At 70.8% G+C, this 19,272-nt stretch carries 16 protein-coding genes; 13 read left to right on the forward strand and 3 right to left on the reverse strand.

Going from position 1 to position 19,272, the window contains the following annotated elements; genetic code table 11:
• Positions 1–14 precede the first annotated feature (14 nt).
• A complete protein-coding gene (locus AB0O76_RS27275) occupies positions 15–962 on the forward strand; it encodes a beta-ketoacyl-ACP synthase III (protein WP_365496299.1) in 948 nt (315 codons plus the stop codon).
• Between the two features lie 90 nt (positions 963–1,052).
• A complete protein-coding gene (locus AB0O76_RS27280) occupies positions 1,053–1,730 on the forward strand; it encodes a GntR family transcriptional regulator (protein WP_365496301.1) in 678 nt (225 codons plus the stop codon).
• On the opposite strand, the gene AB0O76_RS27285 is transcribed toward AB0O76_RS27280, so the two are convergent.
• From AB0O76_RS27285 to AB0O76_RS27295, 3 genes are read right to left on the reverse strand one after another with little or no spacing between them, the layout of a single operon-like run.
• The gene (locus AB0O76_RS27285) at positions 1,727–2,950 is read right to left on the reverse strand and encodes a winged helix DNA-binding domain-containing protein (protein ID WP_365496303.1); all 1,224 of its coding nucleotides are present in this window, start codon (positions 2,948–2,950) and stop codon (positions 1,727–1,729) included. The two genes, AB0O76_RS27280 and AB0O76_RS27285, sit on opposite strands and share 4 nt — an antisense overlap.
• Before the next feature lie 11 nt (positions 2,951–2,961).
• Positions 2,962–3,366 carry a VOC family protein gene (locus AB0O76_RS27290; RefSeq protein WP_365496305.1) on the reverse strand — a complete coding sequence of 135 codons (405 nt, stop codon included), beginning with the start codon at positions 3,364–3,366 and terminating at the stop codon, positions 2,962–2,964.
• 1 nt (position 3,367) lies between these two features.
• Complete coding sequence (locus AB0O76_RS27295; RefSeq protein ID WP_365496307.1) at positions 3,368–4,087, reverse strand: NAD(P)-binding domain-containing protein; 720 nt, start codon at positions 4,085–4,087, stop codon at positions 3,368–3,370.
• A gap of 92 nt (positions 4,088–4,179) precedes the next feature.
• Here AB0O76_RS27295 and AB0O76_RS27300 point away from each other — a divergent pair, with 92 nt between their 5' ends.
• From AB0O76_RS27300 to AB0O76_RS27350, 11 genes are all read left to right on the forward strand, one after another.
• On the forward strand, positions 4,180–5,139 hold the full coding sequence (locus AB0O76_RS27300; protein WP_365496309.1) for a WYL domain-containing protein: 960 nt from the start codon (positions 4,180–4,182) through the stop codon (positions 5,137–5,139).
• Between the two features lie 198 nt (positions 5,140–5,337).
• Positions 5,338–6,519, forward strand: a complete 1,182-nt coding sequence (locus tag AB0O76_RS27305; RefSeq protein ID WP_365496356.1) for an ROK family transcriptional regulator — start codon at positions 5,338–5,340, stop codon at positions 6,517–6,519.
• Between the two features lie 224 nt (positions 6,520–6,743).
• Positions 6,744–8,261 (forward strand): sugar ABC transporter ATP-binding protein, encoded by a 1,518-nt coding sequence (locus tag AB0O76_RS27310; protein WP_365496311.1) that lies wholly within the window; start codon positions 6,744–6,746, stop codon positions 8,259–8,261.
• The gene (locus tag AB0O76_RS27315) at positions 8,258–9,277 is read left to right on the forward strand and encodes an ABC transporter permease (RefSeq protein WP_365496313.1); all 1,020 of its coding nucleotides are present in this window, start codon (positions 8,258–8,260) and stop codon (positions 9,275–9,277) included. The genes AB0O76_RS27310 and AB0O76_RS27315 overlap by 4 nt, the downstream gene beginning before the upstream one ends.
• Positions 9,278–9,295: 18 nt before the next feature.
• Complete coding sequence (locus AB0O76_RS27320; RefSeq protein ID WP_365496315.1) at positions 9,296–10,336, forward strand: substrate-binding domain-containing protein; 1,041 nt, start codon at positions 9,296–9,298, stop codon at positions 10,334–10,336.
• Positions 10,337–10,383: 47 nt separating this feature from the next.
• Positions 10,384–11,616, forward strand: coding sequence for a Gfo/Idh/MocA family oxidoreductase (locus AB0O76_RS27325; protein WP_365496317.1), 1,233 nt, complete (start codon positions 10,384–10,386; stop codon positions 11,614–11,616).
• A 10-nt stretch (positions 11,617–11,626) separates the two neighbouring features.
• Positions 11,627–12,628, forward strand: coding sequence for a sugar phosphate isomerase/epimerase family protein (locus AB0O76_RS27330; protein WP_365496319.1), 1,002 nt, complete (start codon positions 11,627–11,629; stop codon positions 12,626–12,628).
• A 266-nt stretch (positions 12,629–12,894) separates the two neighbouring features.
• Positions 12,895–15,384, forward strand: coding sequence for a PQQ-dependent sugar dehydrogenase (locus AB0O76_RS27335; RefSeq protein ID WP_365496321.1), 2,490 nt, complete (start codon positions 12,895–12,897; stop codon positions 15,382–15,384).
• Positions 15,385–15,398: 14 nt separating this feature from the next.
• Positions 15,399–16,766 carry a ThuA domain-containing protein gene (locus tag AB0O76_RS27340; RefSeq protein WP_365496323.1) on the forward strand — a complete coding sequence of 456 codons (1,368 nt, stop codon included), beginning with the start codon at positions 15,399–15,401 and terminating at the stop codon, positions 16,764–16,766.
• A gap of 134 nt (positions 16,767–16,900) precedes the next feature.
• On the forward strand, positions 16,901–18,037 hold the full coding sequence (locus AB0O76_RS27345; RefSeq protein ID WP_365496358.1) for an inositol-3-phosphate synthase: 1,137 nt from the start codon (positions 16,901–16,903) through the stop codon (positions 18,035–18,037).
• A gap of 295 nt (positions 18,038–18,332) precedes the next feature.
• Positions 18,333–19,220, forward strand: coding sequence for an SCO3242 family prenyltransferase (locus tag AB0O76_RS27350; RefSeq protein WP_365496325.1), 888 nt, complete (start codon positions 18,333–18,335; stop codon positions 19,218–19,220).
• The last annotated feature ends 52 nt before the right edge of the window (positions 19,221–19,272 follow it).

Raw genomic sequence — 19,272 nt, forward strand, 5'->3', positions numbered from 1 at the left:
AGGGGGACCCGTTCATGCACGGCTCACGCATCGCCGCCGTCGGCCACTACCAGCCCGCCAAGATCCTCACCAACGAGGATCTGGCGGGCATGGTCGACACCAGCGACGAGTGGATCCGCTCCCGCGTGGGCATCCGCACCCGCCACATCGCGGGACCCGATGAGCCGGTCGACGAGCTCGCCGCGCACGCCGGGGCCAAGGCCGTCGCCGCCGCGGGCCTCGCGCCCGACGCCATCGACCTCGTCCTGGTCGCCACCTCCACCGCGATCGACCGCTCGCCGAACATGGCGGCCCGCGTCGCCGCCCGCCTCGGCATCCCCTCCCCGGCCGCCATGGACGTGAACGTGGTCTGTGCGGGCTTCACGCATGCGCTCGCCACCGCCGACCACGCCGTACGGGCCGGGGCCGCCACCCGTGCCCTGGTGATCGGCGCGGACAAGATGTCCGAGGTGGCCGACTGGACGGACCGCACCGCGTGCGTCCTGGTCGGGGACGGCGCGGGCGCGGCCGTCGTCGAGGCGTGCGGCCCTGGCGATGAGCCCGGCATCGGTCCCGTGCTGTGGGGCTCGGTGCCGGAGATGGGCAACGCGGTACGGATCGAGGGCACGCCGCCTCGGTTCGCGCAGGAGGGCCAGAGCGTCTACCGCTGGGCGACGACCCAGCTGCCGCCGCTCGCCCGCAAGGCCTGCGAGCGGGCCGGCCTCACCCCGGAGGACCTCGCTGCTGTCGTGCTGCACCAGGCCAACCTGCGGATCATTGAGCCGCTCGCCGAGCGGATCGGCGCGGTCAACGCGGTCGTCGCGCGCGACGTCGTGAACTCGGGCAACACCTCGGCGGGCAGCATTCCGCTCGCCCTGTCCAAGCTCGTGGAGCGCGGCGAGATCGTCCACGGGGACCCGGTGCTGCTCTTCGGCTTCGGCGGGAACCTGTCGTACGCGGGACAGGTCGTCCGCTGCCCGTAGTTCGGGTGTGACCGGCTCAACTCCCCCTGGTGCTGGCCATTGTGCTCAGTAGACTGTAGACAAAAGGCAATTGTCGAGGAGGGGACCGCGATGTTGTCCACAGGACTGCCGCAGGGGGCGGTGCCCAGGCTCGAACGTCCCGGTCCGCTCCGGGAGCGGGTCTACGAAGCACTGCTTGAACTCATCACGACGCGCGCGCTCCAGCCGGGGCAGCACCTCGTGGAGAGCGAACTGGCGGGGCATCTGGGGGTGTCGAGGCAGCCGGTGCGCGAGGCGTTGCAGCGGCTCAACACCGAGGGCTGGGTCGATCTGCGCCCCGCGCAGGGCGCGTTCGTGCACGAGCCCACCGAGGAGGAGGCGGACCAACTGCTCACGGTCCGTACGCTCCTGGAGGCGGAGGCCGCCAGGCTCGCCGCCGCGAACACGGGCACCGCCGGGATCACCGCGCTCGAAGAGCTGTGCGCCAAGGGCGAACAGGCCGTCGCGGACGGCGACGTGGACCTGGTGGTGACCACCAACGCGGCCTTTCACGCCAAGGTCATGGAGCTCGCGGGCAATGTCGTCCTCGCCGAACTCGCCGGGCAGGTGGACCGCCGGGTGCGCTGGTACTACACACCGGTGGCCCGCCAGCGCGGCAAGCAGTCCTGGATCGAGCACCGCCAGCTGATCGCGGCGATCGCGGAGCGCGACGAGCGCCGCGCCACGGACATCATGCGTGCGCACACGGAGCACACAAGGCAGACGTACCACCAGCGCAACGACGGCTAGTCAGGTGCGGCGCTGGCGAGTCGGCGTTCGAGGGGAGTTCGGTAGGCGGGCGTGACGGGGGTGGTCGAGAGGAACTCGGTCAGGCGGCCGATCTCCTCGTCCACGGCCGCGCGGGCGGCGGCGGGCGCATCCGTGAGCAGGTGGTGGTTGATGTGTCCGTCGGAGTGCTGGGCCCAGGCGCCGATGATGCGGCCGTCCCACCAGACGGTGGGGCCGATGTTGCCGTTGCGGTCGAACAGCGCGGCGGTGTGGGCGGGTTCGAGATACCAGTCGCGGTGGCGCCAGCCCATCGGGGTGGGGTCGAGGCCGGGCAGCAGGACCGCGCCGGATGCGTGGCGCGCGACGGGGCCGGGGCCATCCAGGTCCTCCAACTCCTCCAAGTCCTCCAGGTCTTCGGGCAAGAGGTACCCCGTGCCTTCGTCGAGTTCGACGGCCTGCGCGCCCGTGGCGGCGATGGCCTTGCGGGTGTCGGTGAGGTTCCAGCCGGTCCACCACTTCACGTCGTCGGCCGTCGCGGGACCGTAGGCCGCGAGGTAGTGGCGCGCCAGGGTGGCTCTCGCCTCGGCGACGGGTACGGCGGGCAGCGGCCGGGCGGGCGTCCAGCGGAACTGTGCCGAGGTCCAGGAACCGGTCGGTCTGGCCCGGCGGATGTGCCCTTCGGCCGCGAGGACACCGAGGACCGTCGAGCCGGCGCGCTGCCGGGACTCGTAGGACTTGCCGGGGAAGACGACCAGTTGCTCGCGCAGGGCGGGCACATCGGCGGCCAGCTGCGCGGCCGTCGCCGCACCGCGATCCGCAAGGGCGGCGAGCGTGTCCCGCCGCACGGCGGCGTAGTACCGCTCGTCCCAGCCGAGGGCCTGGTTCAGCTTGGCCATGCCCTCGGTGCGCAGGCGGTCCGTGTTCTGCGCGGTCGCGGAGAGCACGGCGGGCGCGAGGCGGGCGGGGACGACGAACATCGTGCGGCGCATGCACCGTATGCGCTCAAGGACGGGTACGCCGGCCGGCCCCTCGTAGAGGGACTGGTCGATGGCGTCGGGCGTGGGGGCGCGCATACGTGCGGCCGCGGCGAGGAAGACGGTCGCCGGGTCGGTGGCGTGCAGGCCGATGAGGGCGTCGGCCACCTCGTGCGCGCCCTCCACGCGGGCGGCGGTCGTGAGCAGGTGCCGCCGGACCAGGCGGGCGCGTCGCTGGTCCGCGGTGATGCGGGGCAGGTGGGTCATCGCGGCCGCGGTCAGTGGGTCTGGTGGATGCAGAACGGCTGCCCGGAGGGGTCGAGCAGGATCGTCCAGTACGTTCCGCCCGGCTGGTGGTCGGGTTTCGTGGCGCCCATCCCCAGCAGCCGCTCCTCCGCGGCGCGTACGTCGGTGAACGTCAGGTCCATGTGGAAGGGCAGGTCCTCCTCGGGCCACTTCGGGGCGCTGAAGTTCTCGGAGGAGTAGAAGAGGTACATCGAGGGGCCGACGTCGAACGCGAAGGCGGAGGGTTCGCCCTGCGGGCCGGGGTAGGCCCGGGTCACTTCCGTGCCCAGCGCGGCGGCGTAGAAGTCGGCAAGCTCGCGGCCGTCGCGGGCCCACATCGCATGGCAGAGGATCTTCCCGTCCAGGGCGGGTGCCGAAGTGCTGCTCGTGCCCGTCATGTCAGCGCACGACCTTGATGCCGAAGTGGCCGCCGAACTGCTGGCCGAGGCCGAAGCCGATGGCGGAGTGCATATGGGCGTACATCTCCATGCCGCGGGAGCACACCAGGGGGCCGAGGTCCAGGATGTCGCTCCAGCCGTACTCCTTGAGCAGCCCGGTGGTCTGCTGCTTGGCGTCGGCGTGGTCACCGGCGACGAACATGGTGTGGTCGCCCTGGCCGACGGACCCCGGGGCGACGACGGTGGTCTGTTCCTGGGTGACGAAGCTCTTGACGACCTTGGTTGCGGGCAGCGCGCGCTGGATCTGCTCGCCGAGGCTGTCGGTGTCGCACGGGTCGAGCTTGGGCATGACGCCCCACGGCGTGGGCCAGGGGTGCTCGCTCTCGTGCTGGTAGACGAACGGGACGGCGTAGTCGATGAGCGTCTTGCCGTCGAGGCGGTCCGCGATGGCGGTCAGCGCTGCGACGGCGTTGTGGCCGTCGATGCCGCTGATGACCAGGCCGTCGGCCGCGCCCGCCGCGTCGCCGAAGGACAGCAGGGTGATGCCGGGGTGGTCGGCGAGCCACTGGCGGTAGGGCACGTTGCCCATCATGTCGGGCTCGGTGCGGGCGAGGGTGGCCTCGGGGTCGCGGGTGCCGACGAACACCTCGTGCCCGAGTTCGACGAGCTTGGCCGTGTGCGCGCGGGCGCCGCCGCCCGTGCCGAGAACGGTGATTTTCATGGGGTACCTCCTGGTTTGCTCTGGTTGGACAGATCCACCGTAGGACCATTTCAGGACAGGGGGTGTCCTCTGACCCGGCCATAGTGGAGATCATGACCAGCGACATGACGGCCCGGATGCTGCGCCTGCTCTCCCTGCTGCAGACCCGCCGGGAGTGGTCGGGCTCCGACCTGGCCGACCGGCTCGCGGTGACCGTCCGTACCGTCCGCCGCGACATCGACCGGCTCCGCGACCTGGGCTACCCCGTCGACAGCGCCCGCGGCCACGCGGGTGGCTACCGCCTCGCCCCCGGCACCGACCTGCCCCCGCTGCTCCTCGACGACGACGAGGCAGTTGCCATCGCCGTCGCCCTGCGCACCGCCGCCGGTGGCCTGACCGGCATCGAGGAGACGGCGCTGCGGGCCCTGGCCAAGCTGGAGCTGGTGCTGCCCCGTCGGCTGCGCGGCCAGGTCACCGCCCTCCAGGGGGCGGTCGCCGGCATCGCCTGGGAGGACCGCGGGCCGCGCGCCGACCCCGCTCTCCTCGCCGCCCTCGCTGTGGCCTGCCGCGACCACGAGGTCCTCACCTTCGACTACACCACCCGTACGGGCGCGACAAGGCCGCGCCGGGTCGAGCCGCAGCACCTGGTCGCCTCCGGCCCCCTCTGGTATCTCCTCGCGCACGACACCGCGAAGAACGACTGGCGCGTCTTCCGCCTCGACCGCATCACAGGACCCACACTCACCGGCCGACGCGTTCCCGCCCGCGAGCTGCCCGGCGACGACCCCGCGGCCTTCGTCGCCGACCGGCTGTCGGCCGCCCCCACCCGCCACCGCGCCGTCGCCACCGTCCACGCCCCGGCCGACCATGTGCGCGCCCACACCCGGGGCCTGGCCACCCGCATCCGCCCCGTCGACGAGACCAGGTGTCTCGTCGACGTGTCCGACGACTCCCTCACGCGCATCGCCCAGACCCTGGTCGGCCTCCCCGCCGACTACACCCTCGACGCGGACCCGGACGTCCTCGACCACTTCCGGGCCGCCGCCCGGCGCGCCCTGCACGCCACGGGCTGACCGCGCCGCGAGCCGTACAGTCGCTTGCCGCGTCTCTCTTTGTCCTGTGACTGGAGAAAGTCGTGGGTAATTCGCGCGCAACTTCTTCCCACTCCCGGCAGGCGCTGCTACGTTCCCCTCGAAAGCCCGGCGAGAAGAACGAAAGCCGGGCGTGATGACGTGAGTTGCCCGAGAGGCGGGGAGGGGCGCGTGAGACGTATGACGGCTCGACCCGCCAATGCGCATCAGGCGCGTCTGCTGCGGCTGTTGCGTGACGGAGGGCCCAACTCCCGTGCGCAGCTGGGCGATCAGGTCGACCTCTCGCGGTCGAAGCTGGCCGTCGAGGTGGACCGGCTCCTGGAGACCGGACTCGTGGTCGCCGACGGACTCGCCGCCTCGCGCGGCGGCCGCCGCTCCCACAACATCCGCCTGGCCCCCGCCCTCCGCTTCCTCGGCGTGGACATCGGCGCGACCTCGGTCGACGTCGCGGTGACCAATGCCGAGCTGGAGGTGCTCGGCCACATCAACCAGCCCATGGACGTGCGCGAAGGCCCCGTCGCGGTCTTCGAGCAAGTCCTCGCCATGGCCGCCAAGTTGAAGGCCTCCGGGCTCGCGGAAGGGTTCGACGGCGCCGGTATCGGCGTCCCGGGACCCGTCCGCTTCCCCGAGGGCGTCCCGGTCGCCCCGCCGATCATGCCGGGGTGGGACGGCTTCCCCGTGCGGGAGGCCATCAGCCAGGATCTGGGCTGCCCGGTCATGGTCGACAACGACGTGAACCTGATGGCGATGGGGGAACAGCACGCGGGCGTCGCACGCTCCGTGGGCGATTTCCTCTGCGTCAAGATCGGCACCGGTATCGGCTGCGGCATCGTCGTCGGCGGTGAGGTCTACCGCGGTACGACGGGCAGTGCCGGCGACATCGGCCACATCCAGGTCGAACCGGAAGGACGCCCCTGCGCCTGTGGCAACAGGGGCTGCCTGGAGGCGTACTTCAGCGGCGCGGCGCTCGCCCGTGACGCCGAGGACGCCGTCGGTCAGGGGCTCTCCCCAGAGCTCGCGACGCGCCTGGAAGCGGCGGGGAAGCTCAGCGCGGTCGACGTCGCAGCGGCGGCCGCGGCCGGTGACGCCACCGCGCTCGACCTCATCCGCGACGGCGGCAACCGCACCGGCCAGGTCATCGCGGGTCTCGTCAGCTTCTTCAACCCGGGTCTCGTGGTGATCGGCGGCGGTGTGACCGGTCTCGGTCATACGCTGCTCGCCGCCATCCGCACCCAGGTCTACCGCCAGTCGCTGCCCCTGGCGACCGGCAATCTCCCCATCGTCCTGGGCGAGTTGGGGCCGACCGCCGGAGTCATCGGCGGCGCCCGGCTCATCAGCGACCACCTGTTCTCACCGGCCTGACCGGCACGTACGACCAGTACGACCCATGCGTACGACCCATGCGTACGACCCATGCGTACGGCCCATACGTACGGCCCATACGTACGACCCGCACCACACCTCACCCAGTACAGCGCGCTGCTTCGCCCTGCTCCGAAACGGGCTCAGCCTGCTCCGAAACAGGCTCAGCCCCGCACGAGCCCCGCCCTGCCCTGAAACCGGCCCATTCGCCCAAGGGAACCGTCATGGCACCAGAACCACCGCTGCTCACCATGTCCGGCATCACCAAGTCGTTCCCCGGCGTCCGCGCCCTCGACGGCGTCGACCTCCAGGTCCAGGCCGGCGAAGTGCACTGCCTCCTCGGTCAGAACGGCGCCGGGAAGTCCACCCTCATCAAGGTCCTCGCCGGGGCCCACCAGCCCGACGACGGTGAGATCACCTGGCGCGGCAAGCGCACCACGCTCAAGTCGCCCATCGCCGCCATGCGCCTCGGCATCGCCACCATCTACCAGGAACTCGACCTGGTGGAGGGCCTGTCCGTCGCGGAGAACGTCCACCTCGGGCATGAGCCGACCGCGGCCGGCTTCGTCGTGAAGGGGCGCGCGGCGAAGACATCAACTGCCGTGCTGCTCAAGCGACTTGGACATGGCGAGATCGACCCGGGCACGCTCGTCGGCGACCTCTCCGCCGCCCAGCAGCAGATCGTGTCCATGGCCCGCGCGCTCTCCCACGAAGTACGCCTCATCGTCATGGACGAGCCCTCGGCCGCCCTCGACCCGGACGAGGTCGACAACCTCTTCCGCATCGTCGGCGATCTCACGGCGGACGGCGTCGCCGTCGTCTACATCTCCCACCGCCTCGAAGAGATCCGCCGCATCGGCGACCGTGTCACCGTCCTCAAGGACGGCCGCGCGGTGGCGGGCGGACTCCCCGCGAAGGAGACCCCGACCCGCGAGGTCGTCGCGCTGATGACAGGCCGCAACGTCGAGTACGTCTTCCCGGACCGGCCCACCGAACCACCCGCCACCGACGCCGTGTTGACGGTGCGTGGGCTCGCCCGCGAGGGCGAGTTCGAACCCGTCGACCTCGAACTGCGCCCCGGCGAGATCGTCGGCCTCGCCGGACTCGTCGGCTCCGGGCGCTCCGAGATCCTGGAGACCATCTACGGCGCCCGCAAGCCGACCGCCGGTCATGTCATCGTGGGCGGCCGGGCGTTGAAGCCCGGAAGCGTGCGAGCCGCCGTCCGTGCGGGGCTCGGGCTCGCCCCCGAGGAGCGCAAGGCGCAGGCCCTGCTGATGCTCGAGTCCGTCACCAACAATGTGTCGGTCTCCTCCATGTCCCGCTTCTCGCGGGGTGGTTGGCTCGACCGGGGTGCTGAGAAGAGGGCAGCGCAGAACGCGACCCGCGAGCTGTCGCTGCGCCCCGACAACCCCGGCGCCCCCGTGCGCACCCTCTCCGGCGGCAACCAGCAGAAGGCCGTCCTGGCCCGCTGGCTGCTCCGCGGCTGCCGCGTCCTGCTGCTCGACGAGCCGACCCGCGGCGTGGACATCGGCGCCCGCGCCGAGCTGTACGCCGTGATCCGCCGCCTCGCCGACGACGGCCTCGCCGTCCTGCTCGTCTCCAGCGAAGTACCCGAAGTCCTCGGCCTCGCCGACCGTGTCCTGGTCCTCCGCGAGGGCCGCGTCGTCCATACGGCGCCCGCCCGCGATCTCGACGAACACCGCGTACTCGACCTCGTACTCGAAGGGAGCCCGGCGTCATGACGCAGCCCGCATCGCCGCCACGGCCCGCCGCATCGAAGAGTGAACCGGCGGACGGCGAAAGCCCGTTGCGGACACTCGCCGCACGTGTCGACGTGCGGACGCTGTCCCTGCTCGGTGTGCTCGCCGTCCTGGTCCTGATCGGCGGCATCACCCAGCCCGACTCGTTCCTGGACACGGACAACGTCCAGCTGATCCTCACCCAGGCGTCCGTCATCGGTGTCGTCACGGTCGGCATGACCTTCGTGATCATCTCCGGCGGCATCGACCTGTCGGTCGGCGCGATCGTCGCGCTCGCCTCCGTGTGGGCGACGACGGTGGCCACCCAGGAGTACGGCTTCGCGGGCATTCTCTTCACCGCGGTGATCGTCGGCCTGGCCTGCGGCCTCGTCAACGGAATGCTCATCGCGTACGGCGGGATGGTGCCGTTCATCGCAACGCTCGCGATGCTGGCGTCGGGCCGGGGCCTTGCCCTGCAGATCACCGACGGCAAGACCCAAATGGTCACCGTGGACGGGGTGTTGAAGCTCGGCGAGCGCGACTCCTACATCCTCGGCATACCGCCGCTTGTGCTCGTCTTCGCGGCCGTCACCGTCGTCGGCTGGCTGCTCCTGAACCGCACGACCTTCGGGCGGCGCTCGGTCGCGGTCGGCGGAAACGCGGAAGCCGCGCGCCTCGCCGGCATCGACGTACGCAGGCAGCGCCTCTATCTCTACCTGCTCTCCGGCCTCTGCTGCGGGATCGCGGCCTTCCTGCTGATCGTCCTCTCCGGGTCGGGCCAGAACACCAACGGCAACCTCTACGAGCTCGACGCCATCGCCGCCGCGATCATCGGCGGCACCCTGCTGAGCGGCGGACGGGGCACCATCACCGGCTCCGTGCTCGGCGTCCTGATCTTCATGACCATCCAGAACATCTTCGCGTTGAACAACCTCCAGAGCGACGTCCAGCAGATCGCCAAGGGGGCGATCATCGTCGCCGCGGTCCTTGTCCAGCGACGTACGGCCTCAACTCCCTGACCCGAAGGGCTGATTGCCATGCCAGAAATCACGAGCCGCAGAGGACTGCTCTTCGGAGCCGCGGCCCTGTCCACCGGGGCCCTGATCACGGGGTGCACCAGCAACGAGCCCAAGGATGAGGGGTCGGACGACAAGGACCAGCCGGTCGCCGACGACAAGCCCGGCAAGAAGGTCACCATCGGCTTCGCGGGCCCGCAGGCCGACCACGGCTGGCTCAACGCGATCAACGACAACGCCAAGGAGCGGGCCAAGAAGTACTCGGACGTGACGCTGGAGTCCACCGAGGGCTCCAACGACACCGCCGCCCAGATCGGCCAGGTCGAGACGCTGATCAACAAGAAGGTCGACGTCCTGGTGATCCTGCCGGCCGACGGCAAGGCCCTCACCCAGGTCGGCCTGAAGGCGATGAAGGCGGGCATCCCCGTCGTCAACCTCGACCGGGTCTTCGCATCCCCGCAGGCCTACCGCTGCTGGATCGGCGGCGACAACTACGGCATGGGTCTGAGCGCCGGGCACTACATCGGCGAGAAGCTCAAGGACAAGAAGGGCGCCACGGTCATCGAGCTCGCGGGACTCGACAACCTGGAGCTCACCAAGCAGCGCACCAAGGGCTTCGACGACGCCCTCAAGAACTACCCCAACATCGAGAAGGTCGCCCGGCAGGCCGCCGAGTTCACCGTCGAGTCGGGACAGCAGAAGATGTCCCAACTCCTGCAGGCACAGAAGAACTTCGACGCCCTGTGGAACCACGACGACGACCAGGGCGTGGGCGCCCTGCGCGCCATCAAGCAGGCGGGCCGCGACGACTTCCTGATGGTCGGCGGCGCGGGCGCGCTCTCCGCCTTCCAGGCCATCGAGTCCGACGACAGCGTGCTCAAGGCCACCGTCCTCTACCCGCCGACGATGGCGGCGTCGGCGATCGACCTCGCCCGCGCGCTCGGCCAGGGCAAGGGCGTCAGCGGCATGGCCGAGTTCGAGATCCCGGCCTTCATCACCCTGTACTCGGCGGTGGTCGACAAGGACAACGTCGGCCAGTACATGTCCACCGGCTTCAAGTGATGCGCGCGTCCGCACCCCCACCGGGCACCGACGAGGAGGAGTACCGCATGCGTGACACGGAACACGAGGCAGGGACGGGGAAGCGGCCGCTGGGTGTGGGCATGGTCGGATACGCCTTCATGGGCGCCGCCCACTCCCAGGGCTGGCGCACCGTCGGGCGCGTCTTCGATCTCCCGCTGCGGCCGGTCCTCTCGGCGGTCTGCGGGCGTGACGGCGGCGCCGTGCGCGCCGCCGCCGACCGGCTCGGCTGGGCGGCGGCGGAGACCGACTGGCGCGCACTCGTGGCCCGTGACGACGTCGACGTCGTCGACATCTGCACCCCCGGCGACAGCCACGCGGAGATCGCGATCGCGGCGCTCGACGCGGGCAAGCACGTGCTGTGCGAGAAGCCGCTCGCCAATACCGTCGAGGAGGCCGAGGCGATGGCCGAGGCCGCCGAACGGGCCCGCGCGCGGGGCCAGGTGGCCATGGTCGGCTTCAACTACCGCCGGGTGCCCGCGCTCGCGCTCGCCCGGCAGATGGTCGCGGATGGGCGGCTCGGAACGCTGCGGCACGTGCGTCTGACGTACCTTCAGGACTGGCTCGTGAACACGGAGTTCCCGCTCACCTGGCGGCTGCGCAAGGACCGTGCGGGTTCGGGCGCGCTCGGTGACCTGGGGGCGCACATCGTGGACCTCGCGCAGTATCTGGCGGGGGAGCCGGTGACGGGGGTCTCCGCGCTCACCGAGACGTTCGTACGGGAGCGGCCGCTTCTGGAGGGTGCGTCCAGCGGGCTCACCGCCGAGGGCGGCGCCCGGCGGGGCACGGTGACGGTGGACGACGCGGCCGTCTTCACGGGGCGGTTCCCGTCCGGCGCGCTCGCCGCCTTCGAGGCAACCCGTTTCGCGGCGGGCCGCAAGAACGCGCTGCGGCTCGAACTCAACGGCTCCGAAGGGTCTTTGGCCTTCGACCTCGAGCGCCTGAACGAGCTCTCCTTCCATGACCACACGGAGCCCGCCACCTCCTCCGGCTTCCGCCGCATCCTGGTGACCGAGCCGGGACACCCGTATCTGGAGGCCTGGTGGCCGCCCGGCCACGGACTCGGCTACGAGCACACCTTCGTGCACCAGGCGCGCGATCTGGTGCACGCCATCGTCGAAGGCGGCGTCGCCGAACCGTCCTTCGCCGACGGACTCGGCGTCCAGCGGGTCCTCGCCGCCGTGGAGGAGAGCGCGGCCAAGAACTCCGTCTTCACCCCGATCCAGCACACCCCCGTCCCGCACACCCCCGTCCAGGTTTGAGGAGGCCGTCATGCCACGTCCGTTCACCCTGTTCACCGGCCAGTGGGCCGACCTGCCGCTCGAAGAGGTCTGCGGGCTCGCCCGCGACTTCGGCTACGACGGGCTCGAACTCGCCTGTTGGGGCGACCACTTCGAGGTCGACAAGGCCCTGAACGACACCTCCTATCTGGACTCCCGCCGCCAGCTCCTGGACAAGTACGGCCTCAAGTGCTGGGCCATCTCCAACCACCTGGTCGGCCAGGCGGTCTGCGACGCGATCATCGACGAGCGGCACCAGGCGATCCTGCCCGCGCGGATCTGGGGCGACGGCGACGCGGAGGGCGTGCGGCGGCGGGCCGCCCGCGAGATCGAGGACACGGCGCGCGCGGCGGCGGCGTTCGGCGTCGGCACGGTGATCGGCTTCACGGGCTCATCGATCTGGCATCTGGTGGCGATGTTCCCGCCGGCGCCCGAGTCGATGATCGAGCGGGGTTACGACGACTTCGCCGAGCGCTGGAACCCGATCCTCGACGTCTTCGACGTACAGGGCGTGCGCTTCGCCCACGAGGTGCACCCCTCCGAGATCGCCTATGACTACTGGACAACACACCGTGCCCTGGAGGCAGTTGACCACCGCGTCGCCTTCGGCCTGAACTTCGACCCCTCGCATTTCGTCTGGCAGGACCTGGACCCGGTCGGCTTCCTCTACGACTTCCGGGACCGCATCTACCACGTCGACTGCAAGGAGGCGCGGCGCCGCCTCGACGGCCGCAACGGCCGCCTCGGCTCCCACCTCCCGTGGGGCGATCCGCGCCGCGGCTGGGACTTCGTGTCCGCGGGCCACGGTGACGTCCCCTGGGAGGACGTGTTCCGCATGCTGCGCTCGATCCGCTACGAGGGCCCGATCTCGGTGGAGTGGGAGGACGCGGGCATGGACCGGCTCCAGGGGGCTCCCGAGGCGCTGAGCCGCCTGAAGGCGTATGACTTCGAGCCGCCTACCGCGTCCTTCGACGCGGCGTTCGGCGGCAACTGATGACCCCCGGAGCGAGTTCGGCTTTCGGCTGCGGGTGCACTGTGGCTGGTCGCGCAGTTCCCCGCGCCCCTTCGGGGCCCAGACTTTGTCCTGCCCAAGGAAAAAGCTGAAGTCCGGTAATGCACAAGGGCTTTCGGCCACAGACAAAGCTCGCTACCGTCCCTGATGTGTACAGGACATGAACCTTCCGGGGTGACGGCGCACCCCGGCGCCCGGCGCCAAGTCACCACCACCCGCGTACGACCGTCCCCCTTCCGGAGGAACCCGTGCACAGGAAACGCCTGAGACTCCGCAAGACCCTCGCGCTCTTCACCGGCACCGTTTTGGCCGGCGCCACCCTCAGCCTCACCGCCCCCAGCGCGAACGCCGCCGACCCCGAGGCGCTGCGCGCCGCCCGCGCGCAGGCCGACAAGGCAGCCGCGGCCCCCGTCGCCGAAGACTTCCAGCAAGTGACGCTCGCCAAGGGCGAGCCGGAGACGGGTGAGCCGATGACGCTCTCCGTGCTCCCCGACCGCTCGGTCCTGCACACATCGCGCGACGGCACGCTGCGCCTCACCGACGCGGCGGGCAACACCAAGATCGCGGGCAAGATCCCGGTCTACACGCACGACGAGGAAGGCCTCCAAGGCGTCGCCCTCGACCCGAAGTTCAGCGAGAACCGCGCGATCTACCTCTACTACGCGCCCCCGCTGGACACTCCGGCAGGCGACGCCCCGGAGACCGGTACGGCCGATGACTTCAAGAAGTTCGACGGCGTCAACCGCCTCTCCCGCTTCGTCCTGAAGGCCGACGGCACCCTCGACAACGCCAGCGAGAAGAAGGTCCTCGACGTCCCAGCGAGCCGCGGCATCTGCTGCCACGTCGGCGGCGACATCGACTTCGACAAGGACGGCAACCTCTACCTCTCGACGGGCGACGACTCCAACCCCTTCGCATCGGACGGCTTCACGCCCATCGACGAGCGCGCGGACCGCAACCCCGCCTTCGACGCCCGCCGCAGCGCCGGCAACAGCAACGACCTGCGCGGCAAGATCCTGCGCATCAAGGTCGCCGACGACGGCACGTACACCGTCCCGGACGGCAACCTCTTCGCGCCGGGCACCGAGAAGACCCGCCCCGAGATCTACGCGATGGGCTTCCGCAACCCCTTCCGGATGAGCGTCGACAAGCCCACCGGCACGGTCTACGTCGGCGACTACGGCCCCGACGCGGGCGCGGCCGACCCCAAGCGCGGCCCTGCGGGACAGGTCGAGTTCGCCCGCGTGACCGAGCCGGGCAACTTCGGCTGGCCGTACTGCACCGGCAAGAACGACGCGTACATCGACTACGACTTCGCGACGCAGACCTCCGGCGCCGCCTTCGACTGCGCCGCACCGAAGAACACTTCCGTGCACAACACCGGCCTGACCGATCTGCCGGCCGCGCAGGAAGCGTGGATTCCGTACGACGGCGGATCCGTCCCCGAGTTCGGGACGGGCTCCGAGTCCCCGATGGGCGGCCCCGTCTACCGTTATGACGCGGCGAACACCTCCCCGGTGAAGTTCCCGGAGGCGTACGACGGCGACTTCTTCGCCGGTGAGTTCGGACGGCGCTGGATCAAGCGCATCGAGCAGGGCGCCGACGGCACCGTCTCGAAGATCAACCCGTTCCCGTGGACGGGCACCCAGGTGATGGACATGGAGTTCGGCCCCGACGGCGCGCTGTACGTCCTCGACTACGGCACCGCCTGGTTCGGCGGCGACGAGAACTCCGGCCTCTTCCGCATCGAGAACGCCACCGAGGGCCACTCCCCGGTCGTCGAGGCGAGCTCATCCGTGACCAGCGGCCAGGCCCCGCTCAAGACCAAGTTCACCGCGAAGGCCACGGACGCCGACGGCGGCACGCTGACCTACGCCTGGGACTTCGGCGACGGCGGCAAGTCGACCCAGCAGAACCCCTCGTACACGTACAAGAAGAACGGCGTCTACACCGCGACCGTGACCGTCAAGGACTCGACGGGGCGCACCGGTTCGGCCAGCGCGCACCTCACCGTCGGCAACACCGCGCCCAAGGTGACCCTGGAACTCCCGGGTGACGGGCAGCTGTTCACCTTCGGCGACAAGGTGCCCTTCAAGGTGAAGGTGACCGACAAGGAAGACGGCCCGATCGACTGCACGAAGGTCAAGGTCACCCACATCCTCGGCCATGACAGCCACGGCCACCCGGTGACATCGGCCAACGGCTGCGAGGGCACCCTGCAGACCTCGGCGGACGGCGAGCACGACCCGAACGCCAACATCTTCGGGGTCTTCGACGCCGAGTACACCGACAAGGGCGCAGGCGGCCAGCCCGCGCTGACCACGCACGACCAGAACGTCGTCCAGCCCAAGCACCGCCAGGGCGAGCACTACAACGACTCCAAGGGCGTGTCCGTGGTCAACCACACCCCGGCGCACGGCGGCAAGACGGTCGGTGACATCAACAACGGCGACTGGATCGCCTTCAAGCCGTACATCCTGGGCAACGCCACCAAGCTGACCGCGCGCGTCGCTTCGGGCGGAAGCGGCGGCACGCTGGAGGTCCGCAGCGGCTCGGCCACCGGCAAGCTCCTGGGCAGCACGAAGGTCGCGCCGACCGGCGGGTGGGAGACGTACACCGACGTGAGCACCGCGATCGCCGGAGCGCCCACCAAGACGACCACGCTCTTCCTGGTCTTCAAGGGCGAGGGCACCGGAGCCCTGTACGACGTCGACGACTTCACCTTCACCACGAGCTGAGGAAGGGGCATCACATGCGCGCATCCGCACGGATAGCCACTGCTACGGCCGCGGCCGCCTTGCTCATCGGCTGTGTGTCGGGGCCTGCGGCGTCGAAGCCGGAGCCCTCGCAGGCGGAGGGCGAAAAGGTCCTGGTGTTCTCCAAGACCGCCGGGTTCCGGCACGACTCCATCCCCGACGGCATCGCGGCCGTCAAGGACCTCGGCGCGGCGAACGGCTTCACCGTCGACGCGACCGAGGACGCCGGAGCCTTCACGGCCTCGAATCTCGCGCAGTACGACGCCGTGATCTGGCTCTCCACGACCGGCGACGTGCTCAACGCCGAGCAGCAGACGGCGTTCGAGGGCTACATCAAGAAGGGCGGCGGGTACGTGGGCGTGCACGCCGCCGCCGACACCGAGTACGACTGGCCCTTCTACGGAGGCCTCGCGGGCGCCTACTTCCAGTCGCATCCCGCGATCCAGCCCGCGAAGGTCGAGGTCGAGGACCACGCGCACCCGTCCACCGAGCATCTGCCGGGGATCTGGGACCGCACCGACGAGTGGTACAACTACCGCTCGAATCCACGGGACCGGGCCCGCGTCCTCGCCTCGCTCGACGAGTCGTCGTACACCGGCGGCACGATGTCGGGCGACCATCCCATTGCCTGGTGCCAGGACTACCAGGGTGGCCGCTCCTTCTACACGGGCGGCGGCCACACCAAGGAGTCCTTCGCCGACCCCGCATATCGCACGCATCTGCTCGGCGGGATCCGCTGGGCGACGGGCGCCGCCCAGGCCGACTGCCGTGCGGAGAAGGGCTACACGCCGATCTTCGACGGGACGGCGGCATCGCTGGACGGCTGGAAGCAGGCGGGCCCGGGGTCCTTCGAGTTGAACGAGGCCGACGGGACGCTCACGACGGTCGGCGGCATGGGGATGCTCTGGTACGACGGGGCGAAGGAGCTCGGCTCCTACTCCCTCAAGCTGGACTGGCGCATGGACGGCGACGACAACTCGGGGATCTTCGTGGGCTTCCCGGCCTCCGACGACCCCTGGTCGGCCGTGAACAACGGTTATGAGATCCAGATCGACGCCACCGACGTCCCGGAGAAGACCACGGGCTCCGTCTACGGCTTCAAGTCCGCCGACCTGAAGAAGCGCGACAAGGCGCTGAACCCGCCGGGGGAGTGGAACACGTACGAACTCCGTGTCGAGGGCGAACGCCTTCGGGTCTATCTCAACGGAGTGAAGATCAACGACTTCACCAACAAGGATCCGGCGAGGAGCCTGAAGGACGGTCACATCGGCATCCAGAACCACGGTGCCGATGACCAGGTCTCCTTCCGCGACATCCGGGTGAAGGACCTGCCGGCCCGCACCGCTTCCGGCGTGGGCCGCTAGACGGCGGCGGGCGGAGGACGCCGGACCTCCGCCCGCCGTCTTTTCTTCGACAGGAGGCAGCCGTGCCCTTTCCGTCTTCGACTGGTTCTTCTAGATCCTCTGGTTCTGGTTCCTCTGGTTCTTCGGGTGGCGGGCTGACCGGGGTGTGGCTGATCGGCGCGCGAGGTTCGGTCGCCACGACGGCTGTCGCGGGGTGTGCGGCCGTGACGGCCGGTCTCCACCCGCCCACCGGCATGGTCACGGAGACCCCGCCGTTCGCGGACTGCGGCCTGCCAACGTTGTCGTCGCTCGTCTTCGGCGGCCACGACACGGTGGAGTGCCCGCTGCCGAAGCGGGCGGAGCAGCTGGCCGCCGGGGGAGTGCTGCCGCACGGCGTCCCGGCGGCGGTGCGCTCCGAACTGGCGGCGGCGGACGCGGAGATACGCATGGGCGGGCCGCGCCCCGGTGACACCGATGCAGACGGCCACGGCCACGGCCACGGCCGCTCGGACGAGGAGCTGGTCGCCTCCTTCGCCGCCGACCTCCGCGATTTCGTACGTCGCCGTGGTCTTGCCCGGGCTGTGGTGGTGAACGTGGCTTCGACAGAACCGTTGCCGGCGGAGGGCGTCGAACGCCTCCCCGCCAGCTCCCTCTATGCGGCGGCGTCGCTGCGCGAGGGCTGCCCGTACGTGAACTTCACCCCGTCGACGGGCCTGCACCACCCGGCACTCGCCGCGGAGGCCGCTTCGTCCGGCCTCCCCTACGCGGGCCGGGACGGCAAGACGGGCCAGACCCTGCTCCGCTCGGTACTCGGCCCGATGTTCGCCCAGCGCGCGCTCGCGGTCCGCGCCTGGTCCGGCACGAACCTCCTGGGCGGCGGCGACGGCGCGGCCCTCGCCGATCCGGCCGCGGCGGCAGCAAAGAACGCGGGCAAGGAACGGGTCCTGGCCGACACATTGGGCTCCGCCCCGGAGGGTGAGGTCCACATCGACGACGTCCCGTCACTCGGCGACTGGAAGACCGCCTGGGACCACATCGCCTTCGACGGTTTCCTCGGCGCGCGCATGGTCCTCCAGACCACCTGGCAGGGCTGCGACTCGGCCTTGGCGGCTCCCTTGATCCTGGACCTGGCCCGCCTCCTGGCCCGCTCCCACGAACTTGGCCTCACCGGCCCCTCCCCTTCCCTCGGCTTCTATTTCAAGGACCCGGACCCGGGCTCTTCATCGGCCTTGGGCGAGCAGTACGCGGCGCTGGTTGCCTTCGCGGGGCGGTTGAAGGGGGCGGGGGCGTGAGGGGGGTTTGTGGTGGTCGGAGGGGTGGTCAGCGGGGTGGAGGTGTGGGCTTGGCCTTTGGTGTTGAGCGGGGTGGGGGCGTGGGTGTGGTCTGTGGTGGTCGGTGGGGTGGGGGCGTGGGCGCGACCTGTGAGGTTCGGCGGGGCGGGGGTGTGAGCGTGTCCTGTGAGGTTCGGCGGGGCGGGGGTGTGAGCGTGTCCTGTGAGGTTCGGCGAGGTGAGGGTGTGAGCGTGACCGGTGGTGGTCGGCAGGGTGGCGGCGTTGGTGCGGTCCGCGATGGTGTGCGAGGTGCCGCATGAGTGCTGCTCGCGACTGGGCCGAACTCCTGCGTGTCCCGGCCCTGTTCACTGTCCCCGGCGACGCGCTCGCCGGAGCCGCGGCGACCGGACTGCGCCCGAACCCCCGCACCCTGCTCGCCATGGCCGCATCCCTCTCCCTGTACGAAGCGGGCATGGCCCTCAACGACTGGGCGGACCGCGAGGACGACGCGGTCGAACGCCCGCACCGCCCGCTGCCGTCCGGCCGCATCGCCCCCGCTGCGGCCCTGGGCGCGGCCGCCGCTTTCACCGCCGGCGGCCTGGCCCTCGCCTCCCGTGCGGGACGGCCCGCCCTGACGGTGGCGAGTGCCTTGGCGGGCACGGTCTGGGCCTACGACCTGGGCCTGAAACACACCCCGGCGGGCCCCGCCGCCATGGCAGCGGCACGCGGCCTCGACCTGCTCCTGGGCGCGGCGGCGACAGGCAAGGGCCACCCGGCGGGCAACCAACTCCGTGCCGCTATGCCCTCCGCCCTCGTACTAAGCGCCCACACCCTCGCGGTGACCGCCGTCTCACGCCGCGAGGCACAGGGCGGCTCCACGGTGGCACCGCTGGCAGCGCTGGCCGCGACGGCGGCGCTGACCCGCCTGCTCGCACGAGGCGGCAGCGGTGGCGGGCGTGGTGAGCGTGCCGGACACGGCGGCGGAGGCAGCGACGGCGCCCCTCAACTCCCGGCAGGCCGACGGGCAGCAGCCACCCGCGGCCTGCCGGGCTCCACGGCGGAGCGGGCGACCCCCGGCTCCATGGCGGAGCAGGCGACCCCCGGTGCCTGGCGCGGGGGCGCCGGCGCCCCCCCCCCCCCGGCGGGGCGCCGCGGGCCCCCCCGCGCCGTTCGGCCCTCGCCGACCTCACCGACGACTGGCTGACCGGGCTCTTCACGGCCGCGGGCGCGCCGAAGGGGACGTCCCTGGTCGCCGT

It is taken from the genome of Streptomyces sp. NPDC086554, from assembly GCF_040686095.1.
GTDB lineage: Bacteria > Actinomycetota > Actinomycetes > Streptomycetales > Streptomycetaceae > Streptomyces.